The 12813-nt window shown below is 62.8% G+C and carries 14 protein-coding genes; 12 read left to right on the forward strand and 2 right to left on the reverse strand.

From position 1 onward, the window contains the following. Window positions 1-21: 21 nt before the first annotated feature. Entirely contained in the window at window positions 22-939 is a 918-nt protein-coding gene (ygfZ, locus tag LRS53_RS19990) for a CAF17-like 4Fe-4S cluster assembly/insertion protein YgfZ (RefSeq protein WP_231357078.1), read from the reverse strand. Between the two features lie 122 nt (window positions 940-1061). On the opposite strand from ygfZ, the gene LRS53_RS19995 reads away from it, so the two are divergent. Together LRS53_RS19995 and LRS53_RS20000 are read left to right on the forward strand one after the other, a co-directional pair. Continuing rightward, entirely contained in the window at window positions 1062-1319 is a 258-nt protein-coding gene (locus LRS53_RS19995) for an FAD assembly factor SdhE (protein WP_068383084.1), read from the forward strand. Then, window positions 1303-1755: a protein YgfX gene (locus LRS53_RS20000; RefSeq protein ID WP_231357079.1), complete on the forward strand. Its 453-nt coding sequence runs from the start codon at window positions 1303-1305 to the stop codon at window positions 1753-1755. Before LRS53_RS19995 ends, LRS53_RS20000 begins: the two co-directional genes overlap by 17 nt. Here LRS53_RS20000 and nadB read toward each other — a convergent pair. Next, window positions 1712-3337: an L-aspartate oxidase gene (gene nadB / locus LRS53_RS20005; RefSeq protein WP_231357080.1), complete on the reverse strand. Its 1626-nt coding sequence runs from the start codon at window positions 3335-3337 to the stop codon at window positions 1712-1714. The two genes, LRS53_RS20000 and nadB, sit on opposite strands and share 44 nt — an antisense overlap. A 331-nt stretch (window positions 3338-3668) precedes the next feature. On the opposite strand from nadB, the gene rpoE reads away from it, so the two are divergent. The 10 genes from rpoE to pdxJ all read left to right on the forward strand — a co-directional run bounded on the left by rpoE (window position 3669) and on the right by pdxJ (window position 12670). Then, on the forward strand, window positions 3669-4250 hold the full coding sequence (gene rpoE / locus LRS53_RS20010) for an RNA polymerase sigma factor RpoE (protein WP_026083736.1): 582 nt from the start codon (window positions 3669-3671) through the stop codon (window positions 4248-4250). 33 nt (window positions 4251-4283) lie between these two features. Next, window positions 4284-4811, forward strand: a complete 528-nt coding sequence (locus LRS53_RS20015; protein ID WP_231357081.1) for a sigma-E factor negative regulatory protein — start codon at window positions 4284-4286, stop codon at window positions 4809-4811. A gap of 221 nt (window positions 4812-5032) precedes the next feature. Then, window positions 5033-6457 (forward strand): DegQ family serine endoprotease, encoded by a 1425-nt coding sequence (locus LRS53_RS20020; protein WP_026083737.1) that lies wholly within the window; start codon window positions 5033-5035, stop codon window positions 6455-6457. Window positions 6458-6604: 147 nt separating this feature from the next. Then, window positions 6605-8404 (forward strand): translation elongation factor 4, encoded by a 1800-nt coding sequence (gene lepA / locus LRS53_RS20025; RefSeq protein WP_017640148.1) that lies wholly within the window; start codon window positions 6605-6607, stop codon window positions 8402-8404. A gap of 5 nt (window positions 8405-8409) precedes the next feature. Then, on the forward strand, window positions 8410-9264 hold the full coding sequence (gene lepB / locus LRS53_RS20030; protein ID WP_093253806.1) for a signal peptidase I: 855 nt from the start codon (window positions 8410-8412) through the stop codon (window positions 9262-9264). After that, window positions 9261-9656 (forward strand): DUF4845 domain-containing protein, encoded by a 396-nt coding sequence (locus LRS53_RS20035; protein WP_231357082.1) that lies wholly within the window; start codon window positions 9261-9263, stop codon window positions 9654-9656. The genes lepB and LRS53_RS20035 overlap by 4 nt, the downstream gene beginning before the upstream one ends. After that, complete coding sequence (rnc, locus tag LRS53_RS20040; RefSeq protein WP_064307342.1) at window positions 9653-10342, forward strand: ribonuclease III; 690 nt, start codon at window positions 9653-9655, stop codon at window positions 10340-10342. Before LRS53_RS20035 ends, rnc begins: the two co-directional genes overlap by 4 nt. Beyond that, window positions 10335-11240, forward strand: coding sequence for a GTPase Era (era, locus tag LRS53_RS20045; RefSeq protein ID WP_017640152.1), 906 nt, complete (start codon window positions 10335-10337; stop codon window positions 11238-11240). The genes rnc and era overlap by 8 nt, the downstream gene beginning before the upstream one ends. Window positions 11241-11242: 2 nt before the next feature. Then, window positions 11243-11926 (forward strand): DNA repair protein RecO, encoded by a 684-nt coding sequence (recO, locus tag LRS53_RS20050; protein ID WP_231357083.1) that lies wholly within the window; start codon window positions 11243-11245, stop codon window positions 11924-11926. A gap of 3 nt (window positions 11927-11929) precedes the next feature. Beyond that, a complete protein-coding gene (gene pdxJ / locus LRS53_RS20055) occupies window positions 11930-12670 on the forward strand; it encodes a pyridoxine 5'-phosphate synthase (RefSeq protein WP_173150148.1) in 741 nt (246 codons plus the stop codon). Window positions 12671-12813 lie beyond the last annotated feature (143 nt).

Below are 12813 nucleotides of genomic sequence, written 5' to 3' on the forward strand. Positions count from 1 at the left end.
CGGAAAAGGCGATCCCAACCTTCAGCGCTTTATTTCACGATCGCTGTCGAGAGAGTAGGGCAAATCGAGTAAACGGCAGTTTGGCCCGTCCGAGCTGCCCAGGGCGATGCGCCCATCCGCCACGGCATCGCCCTGCAGCACGGCCAGGAACTCGCAACCCTCGGCGCTTGGCGCGGCCAGTACCACCTCGCCGACGCTGCTGCCATGGACTGGCGAGAACAGCTCGGTACCCACGGCAGGGGGCTGGTCGCTGCCGGCCAGGCGATAGAGACGCCGCTTGAGCTTGCCCAGGTACTGCATGCGCGCGACGATCTCCTGGCCGGTATAGCAGCCCTTGCGAAAGCTCACGCCATCCAGGGCCTGCAGGTTGATCATCTGTGGGACGAACAGCTCGCGGGTCGCGCCGAACAGCTGGCCCACGCCGGCCCGCACCTGCGCCAACAGCCAGACCTCCAGCCCGACTTCCGGCAACGCGGGCACGCCTGCGTCCGCCGCTCGCCAGACTTCGACGCGGCCGTCCTCCAGGCGCAGGGCGAAGCCGCCCTCGAGGGTAACTACGGCATTGGCCTGGTCACCCAGCGCGATGTCGGGATAGGCACTGGCGAAGCCCGCGGCCGGGAGCCCCAGGCGTTGCCATTGGGCGCTTTCGTCCGCGAGCGTCGACTTGGAGAAGACCGCATATTTCTTCAGATCGGTCAGCAGTGGCTCGACCAGTTCCGCGGCCATCGCCAACAGATAGCCGTCGGCCTGCTTGACGATGCGGAAGCTGGAGACCAGACGGCCCTTGGGCGTGCAGCGACCGCCCAGGCCGGCCTGGTCGTCAGCGAGATAATTGAGGTTGCAGGTCAGCTGCCCCTGGAGAAACTTGGTCGCATCGACCCCGCGGATGGCCAGGACGCCTTCGTGGGTCAAGCGGCAGAAATACGGCGAGTTGGCCATTGCGGCTGCAGCTCCGTGTCGAGTGAAGCCGCTCATCATAGGCGCGCCCGGGGTGAATGTCAGGCGCACTGCGCGATGGGGCGCTTCGGGCTTATACTGCGCCGATTGTCGCAGGAGTCCCCATGAGTACCGAAGCTACCGAACTCAATAGATTGTACTGGCACAGCCGCCGCGGCATGCTGGAGCTGGATGTATTGCTGGTGCCCTTCGTCAAGGAGGTCTATTCCTCCCTGACTGCCGAAGACCAGGCGCGCTATCGCAAGCTGCTCGAGTGCGAGGATCAGGACATGTTCCACTGGTTCATGCAGCGCGGCGAACCGGAAGACGCCGACCTGCAGATCATCGTGCGCATGATTCTGGACCGTGTCCAGCCGGCTTAAGCCCTTCGAATGCCGCTGGAGCGCCTCGGCGGGCCTCCTGCGGCTGCATGCCGTAGCGGCGTTCGCTGCAGGGATCAGCCCCTGGCTGACGGCCATTCCCTGGACGCTCAAGGCTCTCCTGACGCTGCTGGTGCTCTGGTCCTGGCAGCGTGTGCGCCAGCGGCAGCTCCAGCAGCGCTATCCCGAGGTTCCGCGGCGGCTGCGGCATGGCGCCGAGGGGTGGCAGCTCTGGTCGCCGGCCAGTGGCTGGCAGGCGGTGCAATTGCGCCCGGACAGCCTGGCATTGCCGCTGCTGGTGGTCCTGCGCTATCGCCTGCCTGGTGAAAGACTCACTCGCAGTCTCTGCATCGCCCGTGACAGCCTGACCGCGGACGCCCATCGCCGCCTGCGGGTCAGGCTTCGCTTCGCCCCGCGCCGGTTCGCGGCACCAGAATAGTGTCCCGGGCGGCGTCGCTGGCGAGCTGCGGGTAGTCCAGGGTGAAATGCAGGCCGCGACTTTCCTGGCGGGCAAGGGCGCTCTCGATGATCAGCTCCGCCACCTGCGCCAGGTTGCGCAACTCGATCAGGTCGCGACTGACCCTATAGTTGCTATAGAACTCGTCGATCTCGTCCATCAGCAGCCGGATGCGATGGCGGGCGCGCACCAGGCGCTTGGTGGTGCGCACGATGCCGACGTAGTCCCACATGAAGCGCCGCAGTTCGTCCCAGTTGTGGGCGATGACCACGTCCTCGTCCGAGTCCGTCACCTGGCTGGCATCCCAGTCGGGCAGGTCGCGCGGCATGACGATCTCGGCCTCCTGCGCCTGGATGTCCAGCGCCGCCGAGCGGGCATAGACGAAGCACTCCAGCAACGAATTGCTGGCCATGCGATTGGCTCCATGCAGACCGGTGCAGCTGGTCTCGCCGATGGCGTAGAGGCCGGTGAGATCCGTGCGCCCGTGCGCATCGACCCGCACGCCGCCACAAGTGTAGTGCGCCGCCGGTACCACCGGGATCGGATCGCGGGTGATGTCGATGCCCAGCTCCAGGCAGCGCCGATGGACCGTGGGAAAGTGCTCCTGCACGAATTCCGCCGGCTTGTGGCTGATATCGAGGAAGACGCAGTCGACGCCCAGGCGCTTCATCTCATGGTCGATGGCGCGGGCCACCACGTCCCGCGGTGCCAGATCGGCGCGGGGGTCGAAGCGCGGCATGAAGCGTTCGCCATCGGGCAGGCGCAACACCGCGCCCTCGCCACGCAGGGCTTCGGTGATCAGAAAGCTCCGCGCATGGGGGTGATAGAGGCAGGTGGGATGGAACTGGTTGAATTCCAGGTTGGCCACCGAGCAGCCGGCGCGCCAGGCCATGGCGATACCGTCGCCGCTGGCGCTGTCCTGGTTGGTGCTATAGAGGTAGGCCTTGCTGGCCCCGCCGGTGGCCAGCACCGTGAAGCGTGCGTGCAGGGTGTCCACCTGATCGCTGGTCCGGTCGAGCACATAGGCGCCCAGGCAACGGGCGCCCGGCCGGCCGAGCTTTTCCGTGGTGATCAGATCCACCGCCACGCGCTGGCTGAGCAGCTGGATGTTGGGGCGGCCTTCGGCGATGCGCAGCAGGGTGTCGAAGATGGCCATGCCGGTGGCATCGGCGGCGTGAATGATGCGTCGGTGGCTGTGGCCGCCTTCACGGGTCAGGTGAAAGCCCAGGCCGCCCTTGCCGGTGTCCTGTTCGCGAGTGAAGGGCACGCCCTGGTCGATCAGCCACTGCATGGCCTCGCGACTATGCTCGACGGTGAAGCGCACGGCCCCTTCGTCACACAGTCCGGCGCCCGCGATTAGGGTATCCTGCACGTGCGCCTCGACGGTATCGCCCTCGTCCAGCACGGCGGCGACGCCACCCTGGGCCCAATAGGTCGAGCCCTGCGCCAATTCGCCTTTGCTCAAGACCGCGATCGACAGCGTCGCCGGCAGATTGAGCGCGAGCGTCAGGCCCGCGGCGCCGCTGCCGATTATCAGGACATCGAATTCCAGATGACGCGCCATGACGTTTCCTTCTCACCGAGACGGCGAGTATAGGAACAAGGCGGCTGACGGCATAGCCATCGCGCGGCATCGAGCAGGGAACTCGCGGGCGTGGAGCAGGGTCTATGTACAGATAATTGCTCATCCGTGCGGCGGGAATGCCCAGACGAGAATGAGCCATCTGCCAAAGCTAAATCAGTGACACCCAGGAGCGATCAGCAGCCATCTCAGTGCTCGCTCATCAACTGCTGTGGAGGGGAGAACTTTCGTGCAACAGCCCAGTCTAGCAGCGCGCGTCGATAGTGAAAGCAAGGACGATAAAGAGCTGCAAGCCAAGGACAGCAAGCAAGCCCTGCCCACCCAGGAGCAGGATCAACAACTTGTCGAGCGCGTCCAGCGTGGCGACAAGCGTGCCTTCGACCTGCTGGTGCTCAAGTATCAGCACAAGATCCTCGGTCTGATCGTGCGTTTCGTCCACGATACCCAGGAAGCCCAGGACGTCGCTCAGGAAGCTTTTATCAAGGCCTATCGCGCGCTCGGGAACTTCCGTGGTGATAGCGCTTTCTACACCTGGCTTTATCGCATCGCCATCAACACGGCGAAAAACCATCTGGTTGCCCGGGGTCGTCGTCCACCGGACAGCGACGTCAGTGCCGAAGATGCGGAATTTTATGAAGGCGACCATGCTCTAAAGGATATCGAGTCCCCAGAGCGGTCCCTCTTGCGGGATGAGATCGAGGCCACTGTGCACCGTACCATCCAGCAACTCCCGGAAGATCTGCGTACCGCGCTGACCCTTCGTGAGTTCGAAGGCCTCAGCTACGAAGACATTGCTAATGTAATGCAGTGTCCGGTTGGAACGGTCCGGTCTCGGATTTTCCGAGCTCGGGAAGCGATAGACAAAGCATTGCAGCCCCTGCTGCGTGATGCATAGACAGCGGCGACAGCTTTTAGAGAGGTAATACGTATGAGTCGTGAAGCCCTGCTGGAATCCCTGTCCGCTGTTATGGATAACGAAGCGGACGAATTCGAAACCCGGCGTGTCATCGCTGAGGTCAGCAAGGACTCGGAATTGCGCGCCACCTGGTCGCGCTACGCCATGGTCAGCGCCGTGATTCGCGGCGAGCCCATGATGCCGAATCTGGACATTGCCAAGGGCGTCACCACCACGCTGGAGCGTGATGAGGTCGCCGCAGCGCCGGCAGCGCCTGTCGCTGCTCAGGTCAGCAAGGGTCGCTGGTCGAGCCTGGGTCGTGTCGCGGTTGCCGCGTCCGTTACCTTCGCTGTACTGGCGGGCGTACGGATGTACAACCAGTCCGACGTCTCTACCCAGGGTCTGGCCCAGCAGGCGCCGAGCCAGCTGACCGTGCCGCAACCTGCGCGTAGCCCGGCCGTACTGGCCAGCTTCAGCGAAGAAAGCACCAAGGCTAACGCCGAAGCCAAGGCTGATCAGCCAGCGGCTGGTGAAAAGCAGGACGTTCCTGCCCAGCGTTGATTCGCTGGTCTCACCGCAGAAAGGGCGCCTGGAGTTAAGCTTCAGGCGCCCTTTTTTTGCCTGAAGGATTTTCGACCAGGTCGCAAAAAAGCTTCGAAAGCTATCGTTCAGCAAGGGCGTGCTATTTCTGCTGCCAGTCGTCATGACTATGCCTCCCATCCGGGAAGGGCTGGTCGCCAGCGATGTTTTCAAGTCATTGGATAGAGTGGAGCTGCATGCGCATGCGCAATCTAAAGCATTACACGGCGGCCCTGATGGGGCTCTGGCTGATGGGACTGACGGCCATGGCTCGGGCCGATCTGCCGGATTTCACCGGCCTGGTAGAGGCGGCGTCTCCCGCGGTCGTCAATATCAGCACCCGGCAGAAAATTCCCGAAGGTCGCGGCGCTGGCGCCATGACCATGCCGGACCTGGAAGGTCTGCCGCCAGGCATCCGTGAATTCTTCGAGCGCAGCATTCCGCAAATGCCGCGCAGTCCCCGTGGCAAGCAGGAGCAGGCCCAGTCGCTGGGTTCCGGCTTCATCATCTCTGCCGATGGCTACATCCTGACCAATAACCACGTGGTCGCCGATGCCGACGAGATCCTGGTGCGTCTCTCCGATCGCAGCGATCACACGGCCAAGCTGATTGGCGCGGATCCCCGTACCGACGTGGCCTTGCTGAAGATCGATGCCAAAGATCTGCCCACCCTCAAGCTGGGCAGCTCCGATCAATTGAAGGTCGGCGAATGGGTATTGGCCATCGGCTCGCCCTTCGGCTTCGATCATTCGGTCACCGCCGGTATCGTCAGCGCCAAGGGCCGTAGCCTGCCCAACGAAAGCTACGTGCCCTTCATCCAGACCGACGTTGCCATCAATCCGGGCAACTCCGGTGGCCCGCTGTTCAACCTCAAGGGTGAGGTGGTCGGGATCAACTCGCAGATATTCACCCGCTCCGGTGGCTTCATGGGGCTGTCCTTCGCCATCCCGATCGACGTCGCCATGAACGTGGCCAATCAGCTGAAGACCGAAGGCAAGGTCAGCCGTGGCTGGCTCGGCGTGGTCATCCAGGAAGTGGACAAGGATCTCGCCGAGTCCTTCGGCCTGGATCGTCCGGCCGGTGCCCTGGTCGCCCAGATCCTGGACGACGGCCCGGCAGCCAAGAGCGGCATCAAGGTCGGCGACGTCATCCTCTCGGTCAACGGCCAGAAGATCGAGGAATCCGCCGACCTGCCGCATCTGATCGGCAACCTCAAGCCGGGCGCCAAGGCCGACATGGAGGTCATCCGCGAAGGCAAGCGGCAGAACCTCAGCGTCACCGTGGGCGACATGCCCAAGGACGACCAGGCCACGTCCGGTGGCGAACGCGGTTCCGATCGGGCCAGCAATCGCCTGGGCATCGCCGTGGCCAACCTGACCGCCGAGCAGAAGAAGACCATGGATATCCAGAGCGGTGTGGTCATCAACAAGCTCAGTGGCGACGGTCCCGCCGCGGCCATCGGTCTGCGTCCGGGCGATGTCATCACCCATCTGAACAACCAGCCCATCGAATCCGCCACGGCCTTCGAGAAGATCACCTCGGCACTGCCGGCGGGTCGCTCCATCTCGATGCGCGTGGTGCGCGAGGGCCGCGCCAGCTTCATCACCTTCAAGCTGCCAGGCAAGTAAGGACCGGGTAGGGGAGTGGGGGCAGGTGACTGCCCCTTCTTTTTGTCCGCTCGAACGGCGCGAGTCCCCTTGTTTGCCGCATTCAGGTAAACTCCCCCGCTATTTTCCCGGCGGATGTTCCGCTGCTGGCTATTCGAGTGCTGATTCGTGAGTGATCTGAGCCATATCCGCAATTTCTCCATCATCGCCCACATCGATCACGGCAAGTCGACGCTTGCGGATCGGTTCATCCAGATCTGTGGTGGTTTGAGCGACCGAGAAATGGAGGCCCAGGTCCTGGATTCCATGGATCTCGAGCGCGAGCGCGGCATCACCATCAAGGCCCATAGCGTCACGCTGTACTACAAGGCTCAGGACGGCAAGACCTACCAGCTCAACTTCATCGATACCCCCGGCCACGTCGACTTCACCTACGAAGTCAGCCGTTCGCTGGCCGCCTGCGAAGGCGCGCTGCTGGTGGTGGATGCGGGCCAGGGCGTGGAAGCCCAGTCGGTCGCCAACTGCTACACCGCCATCGAGCAGGGCCTCGAGGTCATGCCGGTGCTGAACAAGATGGACCTGCCCCAGGCCGAGCCGGACAAGGTCAAGGCCGAGATCGAGCACATCATCGGCATCGACGCCACCGACGCCGTGCCCTGCAGCGCTAAGAGCGGCATGGGCGTACCCGAGGTGCTGGAGCAACTGGTCAAGGTCATCCCGCCGCCCGAAGGGGAAATCGACGCGCCCCTGCAGGCGCTGATCATCGATTCCTGGTTCGACAACTACCTGGGCGTCGTCTCGCTGGTGCGCGTCAAGCACGGGCGGGTCAAGAAGGGCGACAAGATCCTGGTCAAGTCCACCGGCAAGGTGCACCAGGTCGACAGCGTCGGCGTCTTCTCGCCCAAGCACACCGAAATGCCTGATCTTAAGGCCGGTGAAGTGGGCTTCATCATCGCCGGCATCAAGGAAATTCTCGGTGCCCCGGTCGGCGACACCCTGACCCTCAGTGCCACCCCCGACGTAGCCATGCTGCCGGGCTTCCAGCGGGTCAAGCCGCAGGTCTATGCCGGTCTGTTCCCGGTCAGCTCCGACGACTTCGAGGACTTCCGCGAAGCGCTGCAGAAGCTCACCCTCAACGACGCGGCCCTGCAATACGAGCCGGAAAGCTCCGAGGCCCTCGGCTTCGGCTTCCGCATCGGCTTCCTCGGCATGCTGCACATGGAGATCATCCAGGAGCGCCTGGAACGCGAATACGATCTCGACCTCATCACCACCGCGCCGACCGTGGTCTTCGAGGTGGTGCTCAAGGATGGCAGCACCATCTATGTCGACAACCCGTCGAAGCTGCCGGACCTGGCCTCCGTCGCCGAGATGCGCGAGCCCATCGTCCGCGCCAATATCCTGGTGCCCCAGGAGCACCTGGGCAACGTCATCACCCTGTGCATCGAGAAGCGTGGCGTCCAGCGCGACATGCAGTTCCTCAGCAGCCAGGTGCAGGTCAGCTACGACCTGCCGATGAACGAGGTGGTGCTGGACTTCTTCGACCGCCTCAAGTCGGTGAGCCGTGGCTATGCCTCGCTGGACTACAGCTTCGATCGCTTCGAAGCCGCCAGCCTGGTCAAGCTCGACGTCCTCATCAACGGCGAGAAGGTCGACGCCCTGGCCCTGATCGTCCATCGTGACAAGGCGCACTACAAGGGTCGCGCCCTGACCGAGAAGATGAAGGAATTGATTCCCAGGCAGATGTTCGACGTGGCGATCCAGGCGGCGATCGGCGGTCAGATCGTCGCCCGTACCACCGTCAAGGCGCTGCGCAAGAACGTTCTGGCCAAGTGCTACGGCGGTGACGTCTCCCGTAAGCGCAAGCTGCTGGAAAAGCAGAAGGCGGGCAAGAAGCGCATGAAGCAGGTCGGTAGCGTGGAGATTCCTCAGGAGGCCTTCCTGGCCGTGCTCAAGGTGGATAGCTGAAGCCCATGTCTTTGAACTTCCCTCTGTTGCTGGTTCTCGCGGTCGCCGTCTGCGGCGCCCTGGCCCTCATCGACCTGCTGGTGCTCGCACCGCGTCGTCGCAAGGCGATCCAGACCTACGGGCAGCAGGTCAGCGAGCCCGATCCCGCGGTACTGGAGCAGTTGAACAAGGAGCCGGCGCTGGTCGAGTACGGAAAGTCCTTCTTTCCCGTCCTCGCCATCGTGCTGATCCTGAGGTCGTTCCTGGTTGAGCCCTTCCAGATTCCGTCGGGCTCCATGAAGCCGACCCTGGAAGTGGGTGATTTCATCCTGGTGAACAAATTCGCCTATGGCATTCGCCTGCCGGTGATCGATCTCAAGGTCATCCCGATCGGCGATCCCCAGCGTGGCGACGTCATGGTGTTCCGCTATCCTAGCGATCCCAGCGTCAACTACATCAAGCGCGTCATCGGGGTACCGGGGGATACCATCCGCTACACCAGCGACAAGCAGCTGTACGTCAACGGCCAGCGCGTCAGCGAGGAGCTGGTGGGCGACGAGCCGGGTTCGCTGGGCAGCGTCAAGCTGTTCAAGGAGCAACTGGGCAAGGCCGAGCACCTGATTCGCGAAGAGATGACCCGCTACCGCATGGAACCCGACCATGAGTGGAAGGTGCCTGCCGGTCACTACTTCATGATGGGTGACAACCGCGACAACTCCAACGATAGTCGCTACTGGGACGATCCCAGCATTCCCCGTGACCTGCTCGGCATGGTTCCCGACCGCAACATCGTCGGCAAGGCCTTCGCCGTCTGGCTGAGCTGGCCGGAGCCCAAGCTGCAGAGCATGCCCACCCTGTCTCGCGTAGGTATCATCAGATGAATGAACGCAGGGTGCCTGGTCGTCCGTCGCGTCAGCAGGGGCTGTCGTTTCTCGGTGGTCTGCTCGCACTCTGCGTCATCGCTTTCCTGGCCAGTACGGCCATGAAACTCGCGCCCCATTACCTGGACTACAATGCTCTGACCAAGGTCACCGAATCCATCGGCGACAATCCCGATAACCAGATTCGCAGCGTGTCCGACGTCTACAGCTATGTGGGTAAGGGGATGCAGGTAAACGACATCCGTGATCTCGATCTGCAAAAGGCCATGCGCGTCGAAGCCGAAGGCAACCACCTGCAGATCCATCTCGACTATGAAAAACGTGAACACCTGATCCGCAACATCGATCTGGTTGTTCGTTTCAATCGTGATTTCCGTATAAATCTCCCGTGACTTTATCTCTAGATCGCCTCGAGCGTCGGCTGGGTTATACCTTCAAGGACCCGGACCTGATGCTGCTCGCCCTCACGCACCGCAGCTTTGCCGGTCGCAACAACGAACGCCTGGAATTTCTCGGCGACGCCATCCTCAACTTCATCATCGGCGAAGCCCTCTACGATCACTTCCCCCAGGCTCGCGAAGGCCAGCTGTCCCGCCTGCGGGCCAAGCTGGTGAAGGGCGAAACCCTGGCGCTGCTGGCTCGCAGTTTCGAACTGGGTGATTACCTGCGCCTGGGCTCCGGTGAACTCAAGAGCGGTGGCTTTCGCCGCGAATCCATCCTCGCCGATGCCATGGAAGCTCTGATTGGCGGCATCTATCTGGATGCCGGCATGGACGCCGCCAAGGATCGGGTCATGGCCTGGCTCGGGCCGCAACTACGTGAGTTGACGCCGGTGGATACCAACAAGGATCCCAAGACCCGGTTGCAGGAGTTCCTCCAGGCACGCGCCTGCGACCTGCCGCGCTACGAGGTGGTCGCCATCGAAGGAGAGCCCCATTGCCGGGTCTTCTTCGTCGAATGCGAGATCGCCATGCTCAATGAGAAAACGACGGGGCAGGGCGTCAGTCGCCGCATCGCCGAACAGATAGCTGCCTCGGCGGCCTTGATCGCCCTGGGCGTGGAGAATGGTCATGAATGATGAGCTGAAGGCATCGCGCTGCGGCTACGTAGCCATCGTGGGTCGCCCCAACGTCGGCAAGTCCACGCTGCTCAACCATATTCTCGGGCAGAAGCTGGCCATCACCTCGCGCAAGCCGCAGACGACCCGGCACAACATGCTCGGCATCAAGACCGAGGGTGAGGTGCAGACCATCTATGTGGATACCCCTGGTCTGCACAAGGAAAATCAGAAGGCGCTCAACCGCTTCATGAACAAGACGGCCGTCACCGCCCTGCGCGATGTGGATGTCGTGGTATTCGTGGTCGACCGTACCCGCTGGACCGACGAAGACCAGATGGTGCTGGAGCGGGTCCGCTTCGTGAAGTGCCCGGTGCTGCTCGCCGTCAACAAGATGGATCGCCTGGAAGACAAGGCTGACATGCTGCCGCACCTGCAATGGCTGCAGGAGCAACTGCCGGAAGCGACGCTCATTCCGGTTTCCGCCCAGCACGGCCACAATCTCGATGCCCTCGAGGAGCTGGTGGCCGAGCGCCTGCCGGAAGGCGACCACTTCTTCCCCGAAGACCAGATCACCGACAGATCCAGTCGCTTCCTGGCGGCCGAGTTGATTCGCGAAAAGATCATGCGTCAGTTGGGGGCGGAATTGCCCTATCAGGTCGCCGTCGAGATCGAGGAATTCAAGTACGAGAACGGAGTGTTGCACATCCATGGCCTGATCTTGGTCGAGCGCGATGGCCAGAAGAAGATCCTCATCGGTCAGGCTGGCGAGCGCATCAAGCGCATCGGCCAGGAAGCCCGCCAGGACATGGAAACCCTGTTCGACGCCAAGGTCATGCTCAATCTCTGGGTCAAGGTCAAAGGCGGCTGGTCCGATGACGAGCGCGCCCTGCGCTCTCTGGGTTACTCCGACCTCTAGCGATGCAGGCGTCCGAGCCGCTGTTCGTCCTGCATGCGCGCCCCTATCGGGAAAGTAGTGCGCTGGTGGATGTGTTCGGCGCCTTCGGCCGGGTCCGCACGGTGTTGCGCGCGGCCCGCTCCCGCTCCGGCAGTCTGGCCAGGCCCTTCATTCCCCTCGAAGCCCAGCTCAGCGGGCGCGGGGAGCTGAAGAATCTGCAGAAGGTGGCGGCCCTGGCGCCGCCTTTTCTACTCCAGGGGCAGGCGCTGTTCAGTGGCTTCTATCTCAATGAGCTGCTGGTCAGGCTGCTACCCGCCGAAGATCCCTATCCCGCCCTCTTCGAGCTCTATGGTCTGACCCTCGCTGCCCTGGTCCAGGGTCGTCCGGTCGAACCCCTGCTGCGCACCTTCGAATGGCGTCTGCTTGACCTGCTGGGCTACGGCTTCTCGCTGTCCCTGGCCCTGGATGGCCAGGCCATTGACGCCCAGCGCCTCTATCGCTTCATTCCAGACCAGGGCTTCGAGCCCGTCGACGAGGTGCGCCCGGGTTGTCTGGCCGGTGCGGAAATCCTGGCACTGGAGCGTGGCGAGTGGGACGATCCTACGGTAGTCCGCGCTGCCAAGCGCCTGATGCGCCAGGCCCTGGCGCCGCACCTGGGCAGCAAACCCCTCATGAGTCGCGAATTGTTCGCCAAGCCAAGTGAATAAGCCATGAAAGAGTTCAGTCGTGTTCTGTTGGGCGTCAACATCGATCATGTCGCTACCCTGCGCCAGGCCCGAGGGACCCGCTATCCCGATCCGGTCAAGGCGGCGCTGGACGCCGAAGAGGCGGGAGCGGATGGCATCACCCTGCACCTGCGTGAGGACCGTCGCCATATCCAGGAGCGGGATGTCCGCCTGCTGCGTGACCTCCTGCAGACCCGCATGAATCTCGAAGTGGCCCTGACGGCTGAAATGCTGGCATTCGCTCGCGAGATCCGTCCCGAGCACGTCTGCCTGGTGCCCGAACGCCGGGAAGAACTGACCACCGAAGGTGGCCTGGATGTAGTGGGGCAGGTCCAGCGTATCCGCGACGCCATCGCTGCACTGCCCGCTTCGGAAGTATCCCTCTTTATAGATCCCGATCTGCAGCAGATCCAGGCGGCCAAGGACAGTGGTGCTCCAGTGATCGAACTCCACACCGGTCGCTACGCCGAAGCAGAGACCCAGGAAGAGCAAGCCCATGAGCTGCAGCGGCTGGCCAAGGCGGTGGAATTCGCCACTGGCCTCGGGCTGGTGGTCAATGCCGGCCATGGCCTGCACTACCACAATGTCCAACCCATCGCGGCGCTGCCGGGCATCAACGAACTGAACATCGGCCATGCCATCGTCGCCCAGGCCGTCTTCGTCGGCTTCAAGCAGGCGGTCAGGGACATGGCCGAATTGATCCGCTGCAACTCGATCGTAAAATAACTGTTGACCTGCTCCAAAACTCCCCTATAATGCGCCCCACTTCCGGCGCAGACGCTGAAGCGGCTTGAAAATCAAGCACTTAGGTCTGGGCCGGGCGAGGGGTCCACGGATTCTTCGCCATTTGGCTCTCACCTCCGGGTGAT

It is taken from the genome of Pseudomonas sp. PLB05, assembly GCF_021106615.1.
Classification (GTDB): domain Bacteria; phylum Pseudomonadota; class Gammaproteobacteria; order Pseudomonadales; family Pseudomonadaceae; genus Chryseomonas; species Chryseomonas benzopyrenica.

Coding starts and splice junctions, on each gene's coding strand:
- pdxJ (WP_173150148.1), top strand. CDS start 11,930: ATGAAAGAGTTCAGTCGTGTTCTGTTGGGCGTCAACATCGATCATGTC.
- LRS53_RS19995 (WP_068383084.1), top strand. CDS start 1,062: ATGAGTACCGAAGCTACCGAACTCAATAGATTGTACTGGCACAGCCGC.
- ygfZ (WP_231357078.1), bottom strand. CDS start 939: ATGGCCAACTCGCCGTATTTCTGCCGCTTGACCCACGAAGGCGTCCTG.
- LRS53_RS20015 (WP_231357081.1), top strand. CDS start 4,284: ATGAGTCGTGAAGCCCTGCTGGAATCCCTGTCCGCTGTTATGGATAAC.
- nadB (WP_231357080.1), bottom strand. CDS start 3,337: ATGGCGCGTCATCTGGAATTCGATGTCCTGATAATCGGCAGCGGCGCC.
- recO (WP_231357083.1), top strand. CDS start 11,243: ATGCAGGCGTCCGAGCCGCTGTTCGTCCTGCATGCGCGCCCCTATCGG.
- lepB (WP_093253806.1), top strand. CDS start 8,410: ATGTCTTTGAACTTCCCTCTGTTGCTGGTTCTCGCGGTCGCCGTCTGC.
- LRS53_RS20035 (WP_231357082.1), top strand. CDS start 9,261: ATGAATGAACGCAGGGTGCCTGGTCGTCCGTCGCGTCAGCAGGGGCTG.
- LRS53_RS20020 (WP_026083737.1), top strand. CDS start 5,033: ATGCGCAATCTAAAGCATTACACGGCGGCCCTGATGGGGCTCTGGCTG.
- era (WP_017640152.1), top strand. CDS start 10,335: ATGAATGATGAGCTGAAGGCATCGCGCTGCGGCTACGTAGCCATCGTG.